Source organism: Neisseria meningitidis (genome assembly GCF_022869645.1).
Taxonomy (GTDB): domain Bacteria; phylum Pseudomonadota; class Gammaproteobacteria; order Burkholderiales; family Neisseriaceae; genus Neisseria; species Neisseria meningitidis.
Window position 1 is genome coordinate 403,762 of sequence record NZ_CP064367.1, and the last position, 22,237, is coordinate 425,998.

At 51.4% G+C, this 22,237-nt stretch carries 15 protein-coding genes, 2 tRNA genes and 4 pseudogenes; 10 read left to right on the top strand and 11 right to left on the bottom strand.

The window, feature by feature from the left end:
• Position 1 precedes the first annotated feature (1 nt).
• Positions 2 to 754 (top strand): 23S rRNA (guanosine(2251)-2'-O)-methyltransferase RlmB, encoded by a 753-nt coding sequence (gene rlmB / locus IUJ45_RS02135; RefSeq protein WP_002246891.1) that lies wholly within the window; start codon positions 2 to 4, stop codon positions 752 to 754.
• 61 nt (positions 755 to 815) lie between these two features.
• On the opposite strand, the gene IUJ45_RS02140 is transcribed toward rlmB, so the two are convergent.
• The gene (locus IUJ45_RS02140) at positions 816 to 2,207 is read right to left on the bottom strand and encodes a nucleobase:cation symporter-2 family protein (RefSeq protein WP_002249324.1); all 1,392 of its coding nucleotides are present in this window, start codon (positions 2,205 to 2,207) and stop codon (positions 816 to 818) included.
• 460 nt (positions 2,208 to 2,667) lie between these two features.
• Here IUJ45_RS02140 and dapA point away from each other — a divergent pair, with 460 nt between their 5' ends.
• Both dapA and bamC read left to right on the top strand, forming a co-directional pair.
• Positions 2,668 to 3,543, top strand: a complete 876-nt coding sequence (gene dapA, locus IUJ45_RS02145; RefSeq protein WP_002249323.1) for a 4-hydroxy-tetrahydrodipicolinate synthase — start codon at positions 2,668 to 2,670, stop codon at positions 3,541 to 3,543.
• An 8-nt stretch (positions 3,544 to 3,551) separates the two neighbouring features.
• The gene (gene bamC / locus IUJ45_RS02150) at positions 3,552 to 4,748 is read left to right on the top strand and encodes an outer membrane protein assembly factor BamC (protein WP_002221140.1); all 1,197 of its coding nucleotides are present in this window, start codon (positions 3,552 to 3,554) and stop codon (positions 4,746 to 4,748) included.
• A gap of 56 nt (positions 4,749 to 4,804) precedes the next feature.
• Here the strand turns inward: bamC and pip are convergent, their stop codons facing one another.
• A complete protein-coding gene (pip, locus tag IUJ45_RS02155; protein WP_002249322.1) occupies positions 4,805 to 5,737 on the bottom strand; it encodes a prolyl aminopeptidase in 933 nt (310 codons plus the stop codon).
• 1,278 nt (positions 5,738 to 7,015) lie between these two features.
• Between pip and IUJ45_RS02160 the strand changes: the two are divergent.
• Both IUJ45_RS02160 and yciA read left to right on the top strand, forming a co-directional pair.
• Positions 7,016 to 7,780, top strand: a pseudogene (locus IUJ45_RS02160) (opacity family porin); the annotation flags it as partial.
• A 1,504-nt stretch (positions 7,781 to 9,284) separates the two neighbouring features.
• Complete coding sequence (yciA, locus tag IUJ45_RS02165; RefSeq protein ID WP_002241449.1) at positions 9,285 to 9,731, top strand: acyl-CoA thioester hydrolase YciA; 447 nt, start codon at positions 9,285 to 9,287, stop codon at positions 9,729 to 9,731.
• A 50-nt stretch (positions 9,732 to 9,781) separates the two neighbouring features.
• Here yciA and IUJ45_RS02170 read toward each other — a convergent pair whose 3' ends face one another.
• Positions 9,782 to 10,603, bottom strand: a complete 822-nt coding sequence (locus tag IUJ45_RS02170) for an SDR family oxidoreductase (RefSeq protein WP_002249321.1) — start codon at positions 10,601 to 10,603, stop codon at positions 9,782 to 9,784.
• A gap of 118 nt (positions 10,604 to 10,721) precedes the next feature.
• Between IUJ45_RS02170 and IUJ45_RS02175 the strand changes: the two genes are divergently transcribed.
• Entirely contained in the window at positions 10,722 to 11,180 is a 459-nt protein-coding gene (locus tag IUJ45_RS02175; protein WP_002246124.1) for a c-type cytochrome, read from the top strand.
• Between the two features lie 163 nt (positions 11,181 to 11,343).
• Here IUJ45_RS02175 and lst read toward each other — a convergent pair whose 3' ends face one another.
• Positions 11,344 to 12,459 carry an N-acetyllactosaminide alpha-2,3-sialyltransferase gene (lst, locus tag IUJ45_RS02180; RefSeq protein ID WP_002234614.1) on the bottom strand — a complete coding sequence of 372 codons (1,116 nt, stop codon included), beginning with the start codon at positions 12,457 to 12,459 and terminating at the stop codon, positions 11,344 to 11,346.
• Between the two features lie 432 nt (positions 12,460 to 12,891).
• Here lst and IUJ45_RS02185 point away from each other — a divergent pair, with 432 nt between their 5' ends.
• The 3 genes and pseudogenes from IUJ45_RS02185 to IUJ45_RS02195 all read left to right on the top strand — a co-directional run bounded on the left by IUJ45_RS02185 (position 12,892) and on the right by IUJ45_RS02195 (position 16,546).
• Positions 12,892 to 15,117 carry an NADP-dependent isocitrate dehydrogenase gene (locus IUJ45_RS02185; protein WP_002246123.1) on the top strand — a complete coding sequence of 742 codons (2,226 nt, stop codon included), beginning with the start codon at positions 12,892 to 12,894 and terminating at the stop codon, positions 15,115 to 15,117.
• 224 nt (positions 15,118 to 15,341) lie between these two features.
• A pseudogene (locus IUJ45_RS02190) lies at positions 15,342 to 15,476 on the top strand (IS110 family transposase); the annotation flags it as partial.
• Between the two features lie 62 nt (positions 15,477 to 15,538).
• The gene (locus IUJ45_RS02195) at positions 15,539 to 16,546 is read left to right on the top strand and encodes an IS5 family transposase (protein WP_002246900.1); all 1,008 of its coding nucleotides are present in this window, start codon (positions 15,539 to 15,541) and stop codon (positions 16,544 to 16,546) included.
• Positions 16,547 to 16,741: 195 nt separating this feature from the next.
• Here the strand turns inward: IUJ45_RS02195 and IUJ45_RS02200 are convergent.
• The 6 genes and pseudogenes from IUJ45_RS02200 to dut form a co-directional block, all read right to left on the bottom strand.
• Positions 16,742 to 16,831: transfer RNA gene (locus tag IUJ45_RS02200), tRNA-Ser, on the bottom strand.
• Between the two features lie 212 nt (positions 16,832 to 17,043).
• Positions 17,044 to 17,134 (bottom strand) — tRNA-Ser (locus tag IUJ45_RS02205).
• Positions 17,135 to 17,216: 82 nt separating this feature from the next.
• A complete protein-coding gene (gene yaaA / locus IUJ45_RS02210) occupies positions 17,217 to 17,996 on the bottom strand; it encodes a peroxide stress protein YaaA (protein ID WP_002236895.1) in 780 nt (259 codons plus the stop codon).
• 48 nt (positions 17,997 to 18,044) lie between these two features.
• Positions 18,045 to 18,170 (bottom strand): annotated as a pseudogene (locus IUJ45_RS11130) (IS5/IS1182 family transposase); the annotation flags it as partial.
• A gap of 87 nt (positions 18,171 to 18,257) precedes the next feature.
• Complete coding sequence (dapC, locus tag IUJ45_RS02215) at positions 18,258 to 19,445, bottom strand: succinyldiaminopimelate transaminase (protein ID WP_002222650.1); 1,188 nt, start codon at positions 19,443 to 19,445, stop codon at positions 18,258 to 18,260.
• Between the two features lie 75 nt (positions 19,446 to 19,520).
• On the bottom strand, positions 19,521 to 19,973 hold the full coding sequence (gene dut / locus IUJ45_RS02220; protein ID WP_002226436.1) for a dUTP diphosphatase: 453 nt from the start codon (positions 19,971 to 19,973) through the stop codon (positions 19,521 to 19,523).
• Between the two features lie 142 nt (positions 19,974 to 20,115).
• On the opposite strand from dut, the pseudogene IUJ45_RS02225 reads away from it, so the two are divergent.
• Positions 20,116 to 20,544: pseudogene (locus tag IUJ45_RS02225) on the top strand (AzlC family ABC transporter permease); the annotation flags it as partial.
• Positions 20,545 to 21,759: 1,215 nt separating this feature from the next.
• On the opposite strand, the gene IUJ45_RS02230 reads toward IUJ45_RS02225, so the two are convergent.
• On the bottom strand, positions 21,760 to 22,233 hold the full coding sequence (locus tag IUJ45_RS02230; protein WP_002249319.1) for a PilX family type IV pilin: 474 nt from the start codon (positions 22,231 to 22,233) through the stop codon (positions 21,760 to 21,762).
• Positions 22,234 to 22,237: the final 4 nt, after the last annotated feature.

Below are 22,237 nucleotides of genomic sequence, written 5' to 3' on the forward strand. Positions count from 1 at the left end.
TATGGCAAACCAAAGACCCATCTACGGCTTTCACGCCGTCAACGCCCGATTGTGGCAAAACCCTAAATCCATCGTCGAACTCTACATCCAAGAAGGCAAATCAGACGCACGCACGCGCGAAGTGTTGGAAAAGGCGGCAAACGAAAACATCCGCGTATATTTTGCCGATGCCGACCGCCTCAACGCCATCAGCAAAGGCGCGCGCCATCAGGGCGTGGTCGGATTTATCGATGCCTCCAAAAACCACGTCCACCTCGAAGACGTATTGGAAAACCTCAGCGAACCGCCGCTGTTGCTGATACTCGACGGCATCACCGATCCGCACAACCTCGGCGCGTGCCTGCGTACCGCCGACGCAATGGGCGTACACGCCGTCATCGCACCGAAAGACAAAAGCGCGGGGCTGAACGCCACCGTCAGCAAAGTCGCCAGCGGCGCGGCGGAAACCGTCCCCTACATCACCGTAACCAACCTCGCCCGCACCCTGCGCGAGCTGAAAGAATACGGCATTTGGATTATCGGCACCGATATGGGCGGCAACGCCGACCTTTACCATTGCGATCTGCCCGACAGCGCGGCATGGGTGATGGGCAACGAAGGCGACGGTATGCGCCGCCTGACACGCGAACATTGCGACATGCTGGTGTCCATACCCATGTTCGGCACGGTCGAAAGCATGAACGTCTCCGTGTCCGCAGGAATGGTATTAAGTGAAACCCGCCGGCAGCGCGTATTAAAAAACGAAAAAGCGTAAGTCTCAAAAACAATGCCGTCTGAAACAGGGATTCTGTTTCAGACGGCATTCGTTTTCAAAATCAGTGTTCCAAGTGGTCGGTATCAAACTTGACCGCCGCCTCGGTTTTATCTTCGGGCAAGACCAAATTCAGCAAGACTGCCGTAATGCCGCCGGCGGAAATAGAGTTTTGGAACAAGACGGGCAGGTTTTTAAACACTTCCGGCTCAAACGCCACGCCCAAGCCCAAGCCGACCGAAGTCGCCGCAATCACCGCCTCGCGCCTGCGGATGCCGTGGCTGACCAAAATCCGCACACCCGCAATCGCAATCAAGCCGAACATCAAAACCATCGCGCCGCCTAAAACCGGACTCGGAATCGTCGTAAACGCGCGTCCGACAACGGGGAACAGACCCAACAGCACCAAAATCACGGCAATATATTTGCCCACATGGCGCGAAGCCACGCCGGTCATCTGAATCACGCCGTTGTTTTGCGCAAACGTTGTCAGCGGCAGCGAACCCAAAGCCGTCGCAATCACCGACACCAAGCCGTCTGCCAACACGCCGCCGCGCAGGCGTTTGGTGTATTCCTCGCCTTCAATCGGCTGATCGGACACCATTGCCGTTGCGGTCAAATCGCCGACCGCCTCAAACACGCTCAACAGGAAAATCGCACCCGCCACAATAAATGCGTGCCAGTCAAAAGCAAAACCATATTTAAACGGTACGGGCAGCGTAACCAGCGGCAGGTTTTGCAGCGCGGAAAAATCCACCTTGCCCAAAAACAGCGCGACAATGTAACCGGCAATCAGACCGACCGCGATGCCGCTCATCCGCAACAGCGGGTTTTTCATGCAGTTGAATATCAACACAATCAGCAACACCAGCGAAGCCAGCCCCAGGTTTTCCATCGAGCCGAACGTGCCGTCCGCCTTCGCGCCGAAGCCGCCGCCGAAATCGGTAATACCGACGTGTACCAAACTCAAGCCAATCAGCATCACGACCACGCCACTGACCGTCGGCGTAATCACTTTTTTCAAATACGGCAGCAGCCACGCCGAGAAACACACCAAAAACGCGCCGACAAACGATACACCCAAGAGCGTCGAAATCATCGCATCCTTAGTCAAACCGCCCTCTTTCATCCCCGCGCCGAGCGCAATCATGACGGTAACGAACGAGAAATTCACCGACTGGATGGACAGCATCCCCGAACCGACCGGCCCGAAGCGGTTGACCTGCAAATAAGTGCCGACACCCGACGCAACCATCGCCATCGACACGAGATACGCCGTCATTTCCACCGGCAGTTCCAGCGCGCCGCCCACAATCAGCGCGGGCGTAATCATCGGCACAAAAATCGCCAAAAGATGGGTAACGGCACTCAAGAGCGCATTACCGAACGGCGGCCTGTCTTCCAAACCGTACACCAAATCAGGCGAATCCGCCCCTTTGCCCAACTGACCGCTCATTGTATTTCCTTATTTTAAAGGTTGAAAAATCCAAGCGCGGATTGTAGCGAATCTGCCGCACGGCTTCAATTTACATTTCAGACGGCATCCGTCTGCCCCACACGTTTACCACATTTTATAGTGGATTAACAAAAATCAGGACAAGGCGACGAAGCCGCAGACAGTACAAATAGTACGGAACCGATTCACTTGGTGCTTCAGCACCTTAGAGAATCGTTCTCTTTGAGCTAAGGCGAGGCAACACCGTACTGGTTTTTGTTAATCCACTATAAATCCGACGGCACCGGCATAAACCGGCGAATATAATAAAATGATTTCAAACAGGAAAAATCAATTTCCACCATACCTTTCGGCGCAAACGCCCCACATCTGCAACCCGCCGGATTTCACACCTGCGGTAAAGTAGGCTACAATCAGAAGCATTACCGCCCCCTACACCACAACTGATAAAAGGTTCTGTATGTTACAAGGTAGCCTGGTTGCCCTGATTACCCCGATGAATCAAGACGGCAGCATCCATTACGAACAACTCCGCGATTTGATCGACTGGCACATTGAAAACGGCACGGACGGCATCGTTGCCGTCGGCACGACAGGCGAATCCGCCACCCTCTCCGTCGAAGAACACACCGCCGTCATCGAAGCCGTCGTCAAACACGTTGCCAAACGCGTCCCCGTCATCGCCGGCACAGGGGCAAACAACACCGTCGAAGCCATCGCCCTTTCCCAAGCCGCCGAAAAAGCCGGGGCGGACTACACCCTCTCCGTCGTCCCCTATTACAACAAACCTTCGCAAGAAGGCATGTACCGCCATTTCAAAGCCGTTGCCGAAACCGCCGCGATTCCGATGATACTCTACAACGTTCCCGGCAGAACCGTCGTCAGCATGAACAACGAAACCATCCTGCGCCTTGCCGAAATCCCCAACATCGTCGGCGTGAAAGAAGCCAGCGGCAACATCGGCAGCAACATCGAACTCATCAACCGCGCGCCCGAAGGCTTCGCCGTCCTTTCCGGCGACGACCATACCGCCCTGCCGTTCATGCTGTGCGGCGGACACGGCGTGATTACCGTAGCCGCCAACGCCGCACCCAAGCTCTTTGCCGATATGTGCCGCGCCGCGCTTCAAGGCGATATCGCCCTCGCACGCGAGCTCAACAACCGGCTGATTCCGATTTACGACACCATGTTCTGCGAACCCAGCCCCGCCGCACCGAAATGGGCGGTATCCGCCTTGGGCAGATGCGAACCGCACGTCCGCCTGCCGCTCGTTCCGCTGACGGAAGGCGGACAGGCAAAAGTCCGCGCCGCCCTGAAAGCCTCAGGACAACTTTAAATATAGCCATGCCGTCTGAAGCGTTCAGACGGCATAACGCAACAAACACTTTAATATCCATCACACAGGATGACACGATGACCCATATCAAACCCGTCATTGCCGCGCTCGCACTCATCGGGCTTGCCGCCTGCTCCGGCAGCAAAACCGAACAGCCCAAGCTCGACTACCAAAGCCGGTCGCACCGCCTGATCAAACTCGAAGTCCCACCTGATTTGAACAACCCCGACCAAGGCAACCTCTACCGCCTGCCTGCCGGTTCGGGCGCCGTCCGCGCCAGCGATTTGGAAAAACGCCGCACACCCGCCGTCCAACAGCCTGCCGATGCCGAAGTATTGAAAAGCGTCAAAGGTGTCCGCCTCGAGCGCGACGGCAGCCAACGCTGGCTCGTTGTCGACGGCAAGTCTCATGCCGAAATCTGGCCGCTCCTGAAAGCCTTTTGGCAGGAAAACGGCTTCGACATCAAATCCGAAGAACCCGCCATCGGACAAATGGAAACCGAGTGGGCGGAAAACCGTGCCAAAATCCCCCAAGACAGCTTGCGCCGCCTATTCGACACAGTCGGTTTGGGCGGCATCTACTCCACCGGCGAGCGCGACAAATTCATCGTCCGTATCGAACAGGGCAAAAACGGCGTTTCCGACATCTTCTTCGCCCACAAAGCCATGAAAGAAGTGTACGGCGGCAAAGACAAAGACACGACCGTATGGCAGCCCTCCCCGTCCGATCCCAACCTCGAAGCCGCTTTCCTGACGCGCTTTATGCAATATTTGGGCGTTGACGGACAGCAGGCGGAAAACGCATCGGCAAAAAAACCTACCCTTCCCGCCGCCAACGAAATGGCGCGTATCGAAGGCAAAAGCCTGATTGTCTTAGGCGACTACGGCAGAAACTGGCGGCGCACCGTGCTCGCCCTCGACCGCATCGGGCTGACCGTCGTCGGTCAAAACACCGAACGCCACGCTTTCCTGGTTCAAAAAGCCCCGAACGAAAGCAATGCAGTTACCGAACAAAAACCCGGCCTGTTCAAACGCCTGCTGGGCAAAGGCAAAGCGGAGAAACCTGCCGAACAGCCGGAACTGATTGTCTATGCCGAGCCTGTCGCCAACGGCTCGCGCATCGTCCTGCTCAACAAAGACGGCAGCGCATATGCCGGCAAAGACGCATCCGCATTATTGGGCAAACTCCATTCCGAACTGCGTTAAACCATTCAAAACAAAAGCAGCTTCCAAACAGAAGCTGCTTTTTTATGCGGAACTTTTTACAACAAATGGGGCAAAATATCCTCAACTGCCTGAACCAACGCATCCACCAAAGGCGGATCGAACGCACGATGCCCTGCCTGAACCACCCTCAATTCCGCTTCGGGAAAGGCTTTCGACAGCGCCCACGCACTCTGCATCGGCGTACACAAATCATACCGCCCCTGCACGATAATGGTCGGGATATGCCGTATTTTGCCGATATTGTTCAAAATCGCCCTATCGCCCTGCAACCAGCCGCCGTTGACAAAATAATGGTTTTCCAAACGCGCGATTGCCAGTGAGGCATAAGCATCTTCATCCACTTCCTCCGGCTCGAAACGGATCAGATAGCTTTCCCAATCCGCCCAAGCCTTTGCGGCAGACAGGCACACTTCTTCATCTTGATGAAACAGCAATCCGTGATACGCCTCAATCAGCCGGTTCCGCCGATTTTCAGCAATCGGCGCGACAAATTTTTGCCATTGTTCCGGATAAATCCGGCTCACACCGCCCGCCTCGTTCAGCCACGCCGTTTCAGACGGCCTGCACAAAAATATCCCGCGCAATACCAATCCCTTTACCCGTTCAGGATGGGTTTGGGCATAAGCCAGCGACAAAGTGCTGCCCCACGAACAGCCGAACACCAGCCATTTCCTGATACCCAGCATTTCACGGACTTTTTCAATATCCGCCACCAAATCCCAAGTCGTATTGTCTTCCGCACAAGCATACGGGCGCGAACGTCCGCAACCGCGCTGGTCGATGATGACGATGCGGAACACATCGGGATTGAAAAAACCCCGACATTCAGGCGAAGCCCCCGCGCCCGGCCCGCCATGTAAAAAAATGACCGGCACACCGTCGGGATTGCCCGACTCTTCCCAATAAATTTGATGAATTTCAGACACCTGCAAGTATCCGCTATGAAAAGGCTGTTTTATCTCATACATCATCTTCTCCCATATTGCTTCTGACAATCCGAACATTCCCACACGCAACATCACGCACGAGACACAAGCCGCCCCGAAAGGCAAATGCCGAAAAATCGCGATATAGTGAATTAACAAAAATCAGGACAAGGCGACGAAGCCTCAGACAGTACAGATAGTACGGAACCGATTCACTTGGTGCTTCAGCACCTTAGAGAATCGTTCTCTTTGAGCTAAAGCGAGGCAACGCCGTACTGGTTTTTGTTCATCCACTATAACAGCAACCTTGTCGCCGTCATTCCCGCAAAAGCGGGAATCTAGAAATGAAAAGCAACAGGCATTTATCGGAAATAACTGAAACCGAACAGACTAGATTCCCGCCTGCGCGGGAATGACGATTCATAAGTTTCCCGAAATTCCAACATAACCGAAACCTGACAATAACCGTAGCAACTGAACCGTCATTCCCACCACTTTTCGTCATTCCCGCGAAAGCGGGAATCTAGAATCTCAGACTTTCAGATAATCTTTGAATATTGCTGTTGTTCTAAGGTCTAGATTCCCGCCTGCGCGGGAATGACGAATCCATCCGCACGGAAACCTGCACCACGTCATTCCTACGAACCTACATCCCGTCATTCCCACAAGGACAGAAAACCAAAATCAGAAACCTAAAATCCCGTCATTCCCGCGCAGGCGGGAATCTAGGTCTGTCAGTGCAGGAACTTATCGGATAAAACGGTTTCTTGAGATTTTACATCCTGGATTCCCACTTTCGTGGGAATCTAGAATCTCGGACTTTCAGATAATCTTTGAATATTGCTGTTGTTCTAAGGTCTGGATTCCCGCCTGCGCGGGAATGACGATTCATAAGTTTCCCGAAATTCCAACATAACCGAAACCTGACAGTAACCGTAGCAACTGAACCGTCATTCCCACGAAAGTGGGAATCTAGAAATGAAAAGCAACAGGCATTTATCGGAAATAACTGAAACCGAACAGACTAGATTCCCGCCTGCGCGGGAATGACGGCTGCAGATGCCCGACGGTCTTTATAGCGGATTAACAAAAATCAGGACAAGGCGACGAAGCCGCAGACAGTACAAATAGTACGGAACCGATTCACTCGGTGCTTCAGCACCTTAGAGAATCGTTCTCTTTTTTGTTCATCCGCTACATTGTGTTGAAACATCGCCCCAAACCCGATATAATCCGCCCTTGAACCATCAGTGAAAATCGTTCTTTTTAATCAGTTAAACCGAATACGGAGTCGAAAATGAATCCAGCCCCCAAAAAACCTTCTCTTCTCTTCTCTTCTCTTCTCTTCTCTTCTCTTCCGCAGCGCAGGCGGCAAGTGAAGACGGCAGCCGCAGCCCGTATTATGTGCAGGCGGATTTAGCCTACGCCGCCGAACGCATTACCCACGATTATCCGCAAGCAACCGGTGCAAACAACACAAGCACAGTAAGCGATTATTTCAGAAACATCCGTACGCATTCCATCCACCCTCGGGTGTCGGTCGGCTACGATTTCGGCGACTGGAGGATAGCGGCAGATTATGCCAGTTACAGAAAATGGAACGACAATAAATATTCCGTCAACACAAAAAATGTGCAGGTGAATAAAAGCAATGGCAACAGGCAAGACCTGAAGACGGAAAATCAGGAAAACGGTACATTCCACGCCGTCTCCTCGCTCGGCTTGTCCGCCGTTTACGATTTCAATACCGGTTCCCGCTTCAAACCCTATGCAGGCGTGCGCGTCGCCTACGGACATGTTAGACACAGCATCGATTCGACCAAAAAAACAACAAATGTTCTTACCGTCCCCACCAATATTCCTGGCGGAACACCTACGATTTATAATCAGGGAAGTACGCAAGACGCCTATCACGAAAGCCACAGCATCCGCCGCTTGGGTCTTGGTGTCGTCGCCGGTGTCGGTTTCGACATCACGCCCAAGCTGACTTTAGACACCGGATACCGCTACCACAACTGGGGACGCTTGGAAAACACCCGCTTCAAAACCCACGAAGTCTCATTGGGCGTGCGCTACCGCTTCTGATTCCCCGACACCGATGCCGTCTGAACCTTCAGACGGCATTTTTGATTCACCTGCCGTTTACAGACGCGGGGCGGGCGTGGAAATACCCGAACCGTCATTCCCGACAACACCGTAATCTTGAAACCCGTCATTCCCGCACAGGCGGGAATCCAGACCCCTGACGCGGCGGGAATCTATCGGAAATGACTGAAACCCCGAGATTCTAGATTCCCACTTCCGTGGGAATGACGATTCAGTTTCGTTCCGACAACACCGTAATCTTGAAACCCGTCATTTCCGACAACGCCGCAATCTTGAAATTCGTCATTCCCGCACAGGCGGGAATCCAGACCTGTCCGCACAGAAACTTATCGGATAAAAACAGTTGCCCAAACCCCGCGTTCTAGATTCCCACTTTCGTGGGAATGACGGGATGCAGGTTTCCGTATGGATGGATCCGTCATTCCCGACAACACCGCAATCTCGAAATTCGTCATTCCCGCGCAGGCGGGAATCCAGACCTCCGACGCGGCGGGAATCTATCGGAAATGACTGAAACCCCGCGTTCTAGATTCCCACTTCCGTGGGAATGACGGTTCAGTTGCGTTCCGACAACACCGCAATCTTGAAATTCGTCATTCCCGACAATACCGCAATCTCGAAATTCGTCATTCCCGCGCAGGCGGGAAGCCAGACCTGTCCGCACAGAAACTTATCGGATAAAAACAGTTGCCCAAACCCCGCGTTCTAGATTCCCACTTTCGTGGGAATGACGTGGTGCAGGTTCCGTATGGATGGATTCGTCATTCCCGCGCAGGCGGGAATCCAAACCCCCGACGCGGCGGGAATCTATCGGAAATGACTGAAACCCCGAGATTCTAGATTCCCACTTTCGTGGGAATGACGGTTCAGTTGCGTTCCGACAACACCGTAATCTTGAAATCCGTCCGACAACACCGTAATCTTAAAACCCGTCATTCCCGCGCAGGCGGGAATCCAGACCTCCGACGCGGCGGGAATCTATCGGAAATGACTGAACCCCCCGAGATTCTAGATTCCCACTTCCGTGGGAATGACGTGGTGCAGGTTTCCGTATGGATGGATTCGTCATTCCCGCGCAGGCGGGAATCTAGACCTGTCCGCACAGAAACTTATCGGATAAAAACAGTTGCCCAAACCCCGCGTTCTAGATTCCCACTTTCGTGGGAATGGCGGTTCAGTTGCTACGGCCCCGCCCTACAATACGCCTTGCGAATCTGTCCCACGCCCGCCCTTGTATGCCTCAAATGGGTTAAACTACGCACTTCCCGACTTCCCGTTTCGGGCAGGGGTACAGGTCCGATTTATAGTGGATTAACAAAAATCAGGACAAGGCGACGAAGCCGCAGACAGTACAGATAGTACGGAACCGATTCACTCGGTGCTTCAGCACCTTAGAGAATCGTTCTCTTTGAGCTAAGGCGAGGTAACGCCGTACTGGTTTAAATTTAATCCACTATATATTTCAATAAAACAAGGAAACATTATGCAGCACGAAGAAGGCAACCGCCAACGCCCTCAAGGCGAACTGCTCCTGCGTACCGTCGCTATGCCGCGCGATACCAATCCCAACCAAGACATTTTCGGCGGCTGGATTATGTCGCAGATGGATTTGGGCGGCGGCATATTGGCGGCGGAAATCGCGCGGGGACGCATCGTTACCGTCGCCGTTCAGGAAATGAACTTCATCCGCCCGGTCAAGGTCGGCAACGTCGTCTGCTGCTACGGGCATTGCGTCCGCGTGGGCAATACTTCCCTCCAGCTTAAAGTCGAAGTCTGGGTGAAAACTTTGATGAACGATTGCGTTACCGAAGACCGCCACCTCGTAACCGAAGCCGTGTTCACTTATGTCGCCATCGATGCGGAAGGCAATCCGCGCCCGATTCCGAAAGAAGGCAACCCCATATTGGCGGGCTTATTGCCTACTCCGTAAAAATACCCGTAAAAATGCCGTCTGAAACTGTCTTCAGACGGCATTCCGCATCATTTGAACCAAGATCTGATGCGGGAAAACAGCGACATACTCTGTTTTTCAAAGTCTTCCCGCACTTCCGGCACGGCTTTTTTTATCACCTTCATTCCTGCAAAAGTCTGCGCCACGGGCATAATTTCAATCGTGTTCACATTCATATGCGCCGGCCGGCGGTACAGCCACAATGCGGTTTCCGCAATATCTTCGGGGCGGATAAATTCCACACCCTCATACACGCCTGCTGCCTTCTCGTCATCGCCTTTGAAGCGCACGTTGGAAAACTCCGTATTGCCGCACAAACCCGGCTCGATATTGGTAACGCGGATGTTCTTATCCGCCAACTCCGCGCGCAAATTCAGGCTGAACTGGCGCACAAACGCCTTGGTTGCCCCGTAAACGTTGCTGCCGGCATAAGCATAATTACCCGCAATCGAACCCAAATTCATCACATAGCCGCCGCCGCGTTCCACCATTTGCGGCAAAATCTTGCGCGTCAGAAACGTCAAACCCAAAACATTGGTTTGAATCATTGTTTCCCAATCTCCAAAATCCGCCTTGTCCGCCGTGTCCAAACCCAAAGCCAGCCCGGCATTGTTGATGAGGCAGTCGATGTCGGAAAATTCATCGGGGATGCCGTTTAAGGCATTTTCCACCGATTCGCGGCGCGACACGTCCATTTCCAAAGGGTAAAACAAAGCACCCAATTCATCCGCCAAGGCCTGAAGCCTGTCCGCACGGCGCGCCGCACCGATAACGCAGTATCCCGCCCCGACAAACGCGCGGCACATCGCTTCGCCGAATCCTGCCGAAGCACCGGTAATTAAAACAGCCATTGTTTTTCCTTTCTTTCTCGTTTCCCAAACCTGTTTCAGGTATCATAACACCCTTCAGACGGCATCGCGCCGGCTGAAAATGACAACAACCATACCACCACGACAGGACACATTCAATATGAAAACCCAAATCAGCCTTGCTGCTGCCGCCATCACACTGCTCCTTTCCGCCTGCGGAGGCAGCGGAATACCTTCCCAACCCAAAGGCGAAATTTCCGAAAACCGCACCGCCGCGTTCAAATCCATGATGCCCGAATTCACACGTATGGGCAAAATGGTCAAAGGCGAAGAACCTTACGATGTCGAAAAATTCAAACAGGCGGCAGCGTCGTTTGCCGAAAGCAGCAAGAAACCGTTCACACTTTTTGAGTCCGATCCGCAAGGCAACGGGCGCGCACTGCCAGCCGTTTGGTCGGATGGTGCAAAATTTGAAGCCGAAAAAACAAAATTCGCCGCCGCCGTCGAAAAACTCAACGCCGCCGCCCAAACCGGCAAACTGGATGAAATCAAAGCCGCCTACGGCGAAACCGGCGCAAGCTGCAAATCCTGCCACGACAGTTTCCGCGCGCCGGAATAACATCCGAAACAGAACGATGCCGTCTGAAGCCTTCAGACGGCATTTTCTTTGTCATTTCAGCACACGCAAAGCAATCAGAAATTATCTTCAATTCAAAAAATACGCCATATCCTGATTTTTGCCTTACTTACTCCGCCATTTTCTATTTTGATTTGCTATGCGATTAATCTTTATCGTCAAATGTCAAAATCGGGATGCCGGATTGGGTAAACAGGGCATACACCGGCTTGAGCCAATAATCTTCCGGAAGGGAAGCCGGTTTCAATGCGTAAACGTGCACATTGGGAAAATCCTTCATCGTCAACGCCGCGCCGCTGAAAAAGGTATAAATTTCATACCTCGTATGCGGGTTTTTCTTAATCTCGCGCAAAATATAGTCTTCGATGACATAGGGCGAATTTAATGTGGTTACGCCGGAAAGCCCGTAGGTTTGGCGGGGGTGCGGTGCGACATATTGTATGTTGAAGTTTTTTGCCGCCTTTTCCGAAATTTCCTTCATCTCCTTGTCGGGCGAACCCAAAAGTATCCGCACCGTGCCGCCCGTTTCGTCCCCCGCCTTCAGTTCGGACGCATCGAACAGCGGCAGGTAAGTCATCTTGCGGCGGCCGTCGTCCATAATGTTTTTCAAACCCTTGAATATCGTGTAATGCTCGTCGGAAGCATTACGGGTTTTGGCGATGCTCCAATCTCCGATCATCATCCGGGCAAAATTCCGCTTGATCGTCCCGTTTACAGAAAACTCATCGCCCAAATAGCTGCTGCTTTGAATTAAATTGCCTGTCCCGTCGTCAAAGGTTTTGATTTCCGCATCCGGGTAAGTGCTCAAAAAGGCGGCAATGCTGACTTTTTCCAAACTTGCCAAATAAATCCGTTTGACCTTCGGCAGCAGCATCGACTTTACCTTCAGCTCCGCCATCGTCGGAATGAAATTAAACGATTTGTTCAAACCGTAGGGCAGGTGGAAAAAGTACGCCCGCTCCGCTTTATCCTTTATCTGCTTGAAATAATAATCGTATTTTTCATTCCTGTTTTCAGACATCAGCACCACATAAAACCGCTCCCCCGGATGCTGCGCCATAATCCTTTCCGCCACCTTCATCTGCAATATGGTATAGCAGAAAATCAGATTGACCGGTTCCCCCTCTTCATTGAAGAGTTTGTCCTTCAGCAGGGAAACCGCATTCCTTTCCCCATGATTTACCCGGTCAAATGTATAAAATATCCCGAAACAAAAAACAATCAAACACAACACGGTCAAACAAGCCTTTTTCAAGCCCATATCCCTAAAACTCCATTCCGACAAATTGAACATACGCCCCGAGTGTCCCGGGACGGAAAAATGCGGAATTTTAGCAGATATTCCGACAGTTACCGAATATTATAGTGATTTAAATTTAAATCAGGACAAGGCGACGAAGCCGCAGACAGTACAAGCAGTACGACAAGGCGAGGCAACGCTGTACTGGTTTAAATTTAAACCACTATAAAATCAATTTCACCGAAAATATGCCGCCGCACATCAGGCACAGCACCTCCGACCGCCGCCAAACGCGGGAAAACCATTTCCCCCTTCCTTTCATGCAGCCGCGTTCAAACACGCCAAGATCGAACAAAGCGCGAACAAAGCCGCCAAAATATGCCATAATAGCCGCGCACATTCCCCGCGCAATGTGTTCCAAAAGAAAAAACCAACCTACAAGAGAATAATCCTATGACTCAAAAATCCACCATTGTTTATACCCATACCGACGAAGCCCCCGCGCTGGCGACCCAATCGCTGCTGCCGATTGTGCAGGCGTTTGCCCGCCACGCCGATATTGATGTCAAAACTGCCGACATTTCCCTGTCCGGCCGTATTTTGGCGGCATTCCCCGAATATCTGACCGAGGCGCAGCGCGTACCCGACGCGCTTGCCGAATTGGGCGAACTGGTGAAACAACCCGATGCAAACGTAATCAAACTGCCGAACATCAGCGCGTCCGTACCGCAACTGACTGCTGCGATTAAAGAATTGCAGTCTAAAGGCTTTGCCGTTCCCGACTATCCCGCCGACCCGCAAACCGACGAAGAAAAAGCCGTACGCGAACGCTACGACCGCATCAAAGGCAGCGCGGTCAATCCCGTTTTGCGCGAAGGCAACTCCGACCGCCGCGCCCCTAAGGCAGTGAAAAACTTTGCCAAAAAAAATCCGCACAGTATGGGCGCGTGGGCGAAAGATTCCAAAACCCACGTTGCCACCATGCAAAGCGGCGACTTTTTCCATAACGAACAATCCGTTACCGTACCCGATGCGACTTCCGTGTCCATCGTGTTCACCGACAAACAAGGCAACAAAAAAGAGCTGCGCGATCCTGTTGCCCTGAAAGCCGGCGAAATCATCGACGCGACCGTAATGAGCAAAAAAGCCCTGCTCGCCTTCCTTGCCGAACAAGTGAAAGACGCGAAAGCAAAAGGCGTATTGTTCTCGCTGCACATGAAAGCCACGATGATGAAAGTGTCCGACCCGATTATCTTCGGACACGCCGTCAAAGTGTTCTTCGCGCCTGTTTTTGAAAAATTCGGCGACAAATTGGCTGCCGCAGGCGTCAACGTCAACAACGGCTTCGGCAACCTGCTTGCCAATCTGGACAAGCTGGATGCGGACACCCGCGCCGCCGTTGAAGCTGAAATCGCTGCCGTTTACGCCGCCAACCCTGATTTGGCAATGGTCGATTCCGATAAAGGCATTACCAACCTGCACGTTCCTAGCGATGTCATCGTCGATGCTTCTATGCCTGCGATGATCCGCAATTCCGGCCGTATGTGGGACAAAAACGGCAAAGCGCAAGACACCAAAGCCGTGATTCCCGACAGCAGCTACGCTGGTGTTTACCAAGCAACCATCGATTTCTGCCGCGAACACGGCGCATTCGATCCGACAACAATGGGTACTGTGCCCAACGTCGGACTGATGGCGCAAGCGGCGGAAGAATACGGTTCACACAACAAAACCTTCGAAATCGAAGCCGACGGTCAGGTTCAAGTGGTTGATGCAGCAGGAAAAGTCCTGATGCAACACGACGTTGAAGCAGGCGACATCTGGCGTATGTGCCAAACCAAAGACGATCCGGTTAAAGACTGGGTACAACTTGCCGTCAACCGCGCCCGTCTGAGCAACACGCCTGCCGTGTTCTGGCTCGACGAAAACCGTCCGCACGACAAGAGCCTGCTCGCCAAGGTTAAAGCCTACCTTGCCGAACTGGATACCAATGGCCTCGACATCCGCGTCCTCGCTCCTGAAGAAGCCGCCAAGTTCAGCTTGGGTCGTCTGAAAAACGGCGAAGACACCATCTCCGTAACCGGTAATGTCTTGCGCGACTACCTGACCGACTTGTTCCCAATTTTGGAACTCGGCACAAGCGCGAAAATGCTGTCTATCGTTCCATTGATGAACGGCGGCGGTATGTTTGAAACCGGCGCGGGCGGTTCTGCACCGAAACATGTTCAACAATTCCTCGAAGAAAACCATTTGCGCTGGGACTCGCTGGGCGAATTCCTCGCACTCGCCGTATCGTTTGAACATTTGGCGCAAAAAACCGGCAATGCCAAAGCCCAAGTCCTCGCCGACACTTTGGATGCAGCCACCGAAAAACTGCTGTTGAACGACAAATCGCCTAAACGTAAAGCCGGCGAACTCGACAACCGCGGCAGCCATTTCTACCTCACCCTCTACTGGGCGCAAGAATTGGCGGCGCAAGACAAAGATGCCGAACTGAAAGCCGCATTTACGCCATTGGCAGCCGCTTTGACCGCCGACGAAGCGAAAATCGTTGCCGAGCTTTCCGCCGTACAAGGCAAAGCGGCCGACATCGGCGGCTACTACGCCGCCAATCCTGAAAAAGCCGCACAAGTGATGCGTCCGAGCGTAACCTTTAATCAGGCACTAAACGCCTTATAAGCACAAAGGTAAAAATGCCGTCTGAACATTCGTCGTTCAGACGGCATTAGTTATCCCTATCTGCCTGATTATGATTAAACGCCGCACCCATTGGATATAAAAAACCAGTACGGCGTTGCCTCGCCTTAGCTCAAAGAGAACGATTCTCTAAGGTGCTGAAGCACCAAGTGAATCGGTTCCGTACTATCTGTACTGTCTGCGGCTTCGTCGTCTTGTCCTGATTTTTGTTAATTCACTATATCGACATCGCCAAACGAAACTTCGTCATCGCCGTTTCGTCTTTGTCTAAAACCAAAACCGAAACCAACAACCCCAAAGGTATCGCCCATACTATCGAATACCTTAAAAAACACAAGGTCGAGACCTTTGCAAAATTCCCCAAAATCCCCCAATTCCCACCAAGACATTTAGGGGATTTCTCATGAGCACCTTCTTCCGGCAAACCGCACAAGCCATGATTGCCAAACACATCGACCGCTTCCCACTATTGAAGTTGGACCAGGTGATTGATTGGCAACCAATCGAACAATACCTGAACCGTCAAAGAACCCGTTACCTTCGAGACCACCGCGGCCGTCCCGCCTACCCGCTGCTGTCCATGTTCAAAGCCGTCCTGCTCGGACAATGGCACAGCCTCTCCGATCCCGAACTCGAACACAGCCTCATCACCCGCATCGACTTCAACCTGTTTTGCCGTTTTGACGAACTGAGCATCCCCGATTACAGCACCTTATGCCGCTACCGCAACTGGCTGGCGCAAGACGACACCCTGTCCGAATTACTCAAACTGATTAACTGCCAACTGACCGAAAAAGGCCTAAAAATAGAGAAAGCATCCGCCGCCGTCGTTGATGCCACCATTATCCAGACCGCCGGCAGCAAACAGCGTCAGGCCATAGAAGTTGACGAAGAAGGACAAATCAGCGGTCAAACCACACCGAGTAAGGACAGCGATGCCCGTTGGATAAAGAAAAACGGCCTCTACAAACTCGGTTACAAACAACATACCCGTACCGATGCGGAAGGCTATATCGAGAAACTGTACATCACTCCCACCAATGCCCATGAGTGCACACACCTGTCGCCGTTGTTGGAAGGACTGCCCAAAGGTACGACCGTCTATGCCGACAAAGGCTATGACAGTGCGGAAAACCGGCAACATCTGGAAGAACATCAGTTGCAGGACGGCATTATGCGCAAAGCCTGCCGCAACCGCCCGCTGTCGGAAGTGCAAACCAAACGCAACCGATATTTGTCGAAGACCCGTTATGTGGTTGAACAGAGCTTCGGTACGCTGCACCGTAAATTCCGCTACGCTCGGGCAGCCTATTTCGGACTGATTAAAGTGAGTGCGCAAAGCCACCTGAAAGCGATGTGTTTGAACCTGTTGAAAGCGGCCAACAGGTTAAGTGCGCCCGCTGCCGCCTAAAAAGCAGCCCGGATGCCTGATTATCGGGTATCCGGGCAGGATTAAGGGGGTGTTTGGGTAAAATTAGGCGGTATTTGGGGCGAAAACAGCCGAAAACCTGTGTTTGGGTTTCGGCTGTCGGGAGGGAAAGGAATTTTGCAAAGGTCTCAACTTGAACAAAAAAGAACCGCCCCGAATCAGGGCGGTTTTGTTTTGTGGCGGAAACGGTGGGATTCGAACCCACGGAGGATTTGCACCCTCAGCGGATTTCGAGTCCGCTGCATTCAGCCTCTCTGCCACGTTTCCGAAAGATGTTTCAACACACAGGACGACACATAAAGCACCGCCCTATGTGTTACCCTGATTCAGAAAGGGTTACACCCCTCCCAAATAAAGTCTGATTCTACCGCCCTAAAGGGTGGGGTTCAACCGAAAAGGAAACACGATGAAGTAAAACCAAATAAAAATGCCGATGCTTTATGCTACTTCATTTTTATTTGGTTTTTGACCTCAAGGATTGGCGGAAGCGGTGAGATTCGAACTCACGGAGGGCTATCAACCCTCGACGGTTTTCAAGACCGTTGCATTAAACCGCTCTGCCACGCTTCCGTCTTCTTGAAGAGTAGGAATAATAATGAAGTTTATACATTTTGCCAAGCACTTTTTTTGGGAAATACTTAATTTATTGTTTTCACTTTATTTGTTCCGAACGCATAAACACCCATTCGCTTTCATTTGAAGCCGCGTCATTAAATGCGTAGCCTTCGTAATTAAAATTTTTCAGCATTTCAGGATCGGTAATATTGTGTTCTGCCGCATAGCGCACCATTAATCCTCGCGCGCGCTTGGCATAGAAACTGATGATTTTATATTTGCCGTTTTTTTCGTCTTTAAATATCGGGGTAATCAGCCGCGCCCGAAGTTTTTTCGTGTTGACGGACTTGAAATATTCCTGTGAGGCAAGGTTGACAAGCGTATTGCTGCCTGCTTGGGCAAGCGTGTCATTTAAAAGGTTGGTAATGATGTCTCCCCAAAACTCATACAAATTCTTCCCGCGCAAATTGGCAAATGCCGTCCCCATTTCCAAACGGTAAGGCTGTATCAGGTCCAGTGGACGCAGAAGGCCGTACAGGCCGGACAGCAGGCGTACGCGCCCTTGCAGATATTGTATTTGATCGGTATTCAATGTGTTTGCATCCATACCTTCGTAAACATCGCCGTTGAACATAAAGACCGCCTGTTTGGCGTTTTCCGGCGTAAACGGCGTGTTCCATTCTGCATTGCGCTGCGCGTTTAAGAGGGCAATTTTGTCGGAAACGTGCATCAGTTCGGCAATCTGTTGCGGCGCAAGCTCGCGCAACTGCTGCATTAGAATGTCGGACTCTGCCAGCAGGTCGGGTTGGGTAAACTCGCTGACAGGGGCAGGGTCTTTTTCATTAAGGTTCTTCGCAGGGGAAAGGACAAAAAACATAATCTGCTCGGTATTGTGTCAAACACGGGGATTTTAAGTTTAAACGTGTTTGCGGGCAAGCCGATTAAAAGTGAAGTATAGTGGATTAAATTTAAACCAGTACAGCGTTGCCTCGCCTTGCCGTACTATCTGTACTGTCTTCGGCTTCGTCGCCTTGTCCTGATTTTTGTTAATCCACTATAAATACCGTTACAGCAAATTCAACCGTAGAATATTGAAAAATGCCGTCTGAACAAAAGTTCAGACGGCATTTCCGATTCCTTACCGATACAGTGAAACTATGTCTTCCGCAGCTTTGACACAAGTTGCGACATCGGCAACCAAAGCGATACGGACATAACCTTCCCCGGGATTGCCCTGTTCGGTATCCCGTGCCAAAAAGCGTCCGGGCAATACTTGGATAGCGGCTTTTTGCCATAAATTGCGTGCAAATGCCAAATCGTCGCCATCGGGGACTTTCAACCAGATGTAAAACGAGGCATCCGGTAATTTAACGTCAAATACCTGTTGCAAAATGGGAATAACGCGCTCAAATTTTTCCTGATACAGGCGGCGGTTGTCGATAACGTGCTGTTCGTCATCCCAAGCGGCAATGCTTGCGCGCTGCACGGGAATGCTCATTGCGCTGCCGTGATAGGTTCTGTAAAGCAGAAAATTTTTAAGCAGTTCGGCATCGCCGGCGACAAAACCGGAACGCAGGCCTGGAACATTGGACCGCTTGGACAAACTGGTGAACATAAGCAGTTTTTGCCTGCTTCGCCCCAACTGTGCAGCGGCCTGCAGGCAGCCCAAAGGCTTGTTGCCGTCGAAATAGATTTCGGAATAGCATTCGTCCGAGGCAATAATGAAACCATATTTGTCCTGCAAATCAAAAACTTCTTTCCATCCGTCCAAATCCAGCACGCTGCCGCTGGGGTTGTTGGGCGAGCAGACGAACACCAGTTTGGTGCGTTTCCAAACCTCTTCGGAAATACTACGCCAATCGGGGTTGAAAGACGGCGCGGGGCAATTGGCAAAATGGATTTCACCGCCGCCCAAAAGTGTCGCACCTTCGTAAATCTGATAAAAGGGATTCGGGCTGACAATTGCGGGTTTGATGCCGTCTGAAACAGGGTTCAACACGGTTTGAACAAAAGAAAACAACGCCTCCCTACTGCCTAAAACCGGCAGAATTTCATTATCCGCATCCACTGTCAAGCCATCGTAACGGCGTTTTAACCAGTTTGCACACGCCTGACGCAGTTCAGGCAGACCCGCAGTCAGCGGATATTTTTCCAACTCGTGCAATGAGGCGGTCAGCGCATCCGTAATGACTTTCGGTGTCGGATGTTTCGGTTCGCCGATGTGCAGGGGGACGGCTTCCATGCCTTCAGGCGCGGAAATGCCCTGCATCGCCTCGTGCAGTCGGGCAAAGGGATAGGGTTTGAGCTGCTTGAGTAAGGTATTCATGATTTTCTCCGGTTATCGGTATATCGGAAGATATGCCGTCTGAACCTGACGTGCCCTTCAGACGGCATTTTATATTCAATGCAAACCCGTACTGCCGAAACCGCCTTCTCCACGGCTGCTTCCGACAAATTCCTCGACACGTTTGAAACGCGCCTGCACGATTGGCACGATAACCATCTGCGCGATACGCTCAAACGGTTTGACAGTAAACGGCTCGCTGCTTCTGTTCCATAACGAAACCTTCAATTCCCCTTGATAATCGGAGTCAATCAAGCCGACCAAATTGCCCAAAACAATGCCGTGTTTATGCCCCAATCCGGAACGGGGCAGCAAAACGGCGGCATATGAAGGATCAGCCAAATAAATTGCCAAACCTGTCGGCACAAGAAACGTTTCACCCGGCTGCAAAACGACTTCCTCATCCAAACAGGCGCGCAAATCTAAACCTGCAGAACCCTTCGTTGCATAGACAGGGACAACATCCGCCATCCGTTCGTCCAATACTTTCATTTCTACTTCAATATTCATCGTCTTGCTCCTGCATACGGCCGGTTTCAAAGATGGGAGATTATACACAAGCCGTGTTTACGCTGAAACACAGCAAATAGGTTTTGTTTTGAAATACTCCGTCTGTGTATAATGCCCGACCTTCTTACATATCAATATTAATATGACACACATAAGCTCGCCCCGTAACGAATTTATACGCGGCATCAAAGAAAGTTCGCCCATGCTGATCGGGCTTTTGCCTTGGGCATTAATACTCGGTATGCAGGGTGGACAAAAAGGCATGAGCTGGCTGGAAATGTTGTTGATGACCGGTATGAACTTCGCCGGCGGCTCCGAGTTTGCCACGGTCAACCTGTGGGCGGAACCTCTGCCGATACTGCTTATCGCCACCGTAACCTTTATGATTAATTCTCGGCATATCCTGATGGGGGCGGCACTTGCCCCGCACCTGAAAGAAATACCGCTGAAAAAAGCCGTGCCCGCACTGTTTTTTATGTGTGATGAAAGCTGGGCGATGGCATTCTCCGAAATCCAAAAACGGAAAGCAGCCGGTTTGCCCGCATTCAATATGCCTTTTTATAGTGGATTAACAAAAACCAGTACAGCGTTGCCTCGCCTTAGCTCAAAGAGAACGATTCTCTAAGGTGCTGAAGCACCAAGTGAATCGGTTCCGTACTATCTGTACTGTCTGCAGCTTCGCCGCCTTGTCCTGATTTTTGTTAATCCACTATATGAATCGTCATTCCCGCGCAGGCGGGAATCTAGACATTCAATGCTAAGGCAATTTATTGAAAATGACTGAAACTCAAAAAACTAGATTCCCACTTTCGTGGGAATGACGGGATGTAGGTTTCCGTATGGATGGATTCGTCATTCCCGCGCAGGCGGGAATCTAGACATTCAATGCTAAGGCAATTTATCGGGAATGACTGAAACTCAAAAAACTGGATTCCCACTTTCGTGGGAATGACGGGATGCAGGTTCGTGGGAATGACGTGGTGCAGGTTTCCGTACGGATGGATGCGTCATTCCCGCGCAGGCGGGAATCTAGACCTGTCGGTGCGGAAACTTATCGGATAACACGGTTTCCCCAACCCTGCATCCTGGATTCCCACTTTCGTGGGAATGACGGCGGAGCGGTTTCTGCTTTTTCCAATAAATGACCCCAACCTAAAATCCGTCATTCCCGCGCAGGCGGGAATCTAGACATTCAATACTAAGGCAATTTATCGGAAATGACTGAAACTCAAAAAACTGGATTCCCACTTTCGTGGGAATGACGGGATGCAGGTTCGTGGGAATGACGTGGTGCAGGTTTCCGTACGGATGGATTCGTCATTCCCGCGCAGGCGGGAATCTAGACATTCAATACTAAGGCAATTTATCGGGAATGACTGAAACTCAAAAAACTGGATTCCCACTTTCGTGGGAATGACGGAATGTAGGTTCGTGGGAATGACGGGATGCAGGTTTCCGTATGGATGGATTCGTCATTCCCGCGCAGGCGGGAATCTAGTCCGTTCGGTTTCGGTTTTTTTGGCTAGTGCCGCAACATTAAATTTCTAGATTCCCACTTTCGTGGGAATGACGGGATGTATAGTGGATTAACAAAAACCAGTACGGCGTTGCCTCGCCTTAGCTCAAAGAGAACGATTCTCTAAGGTGCTCAAGCACCAAGTGAATCGGTTCCGTACTATCTGTACTGTCTGCGGCTTCGTCGCCTTGTCCTGATTTTTGTTAATCCACTATACCCATAAAAATGCCGTCTGAACATTGATTTTCAGACGGCATCGGCAAAACAACCTTATTTTTTACGATTAGAGAAGGCTTCACAGCCGGCATCTGCGGACAAGGTCTCCAAATGGGCTCGGGCAGAAGCGGCATCACGGCATTTGTATCCGTCGCCCACGCTGTTCATCCATACCGACAAAGTATAACCCGTCCCCGTCTTTGGAACACCGACCAAGCTGTATGCCCTTGGTTTTTCCGTATTGGCAAATGCCACCGAAACACTATATTTTTTGGCAATTTTCGGATTCATCTTATAGCCTGAGGCAAGCGCTTCCAGTCGTATCTTGAGGGTATCATTATCGTCCTGGGGATTTTTCAAAATAATCTGTTTGAGAACATTGTTGATACCGACCATCTCCGTATAAAGCTGGGACTGATAGCCTCTTTCAATATAACTCTGATAAGAAGGTATGGCAATGACGCTGATGATGCCGAGTATCGCGACGACTATCATCATCTCAATCAATGTAAACCCTTTTTGTTCCATTTTA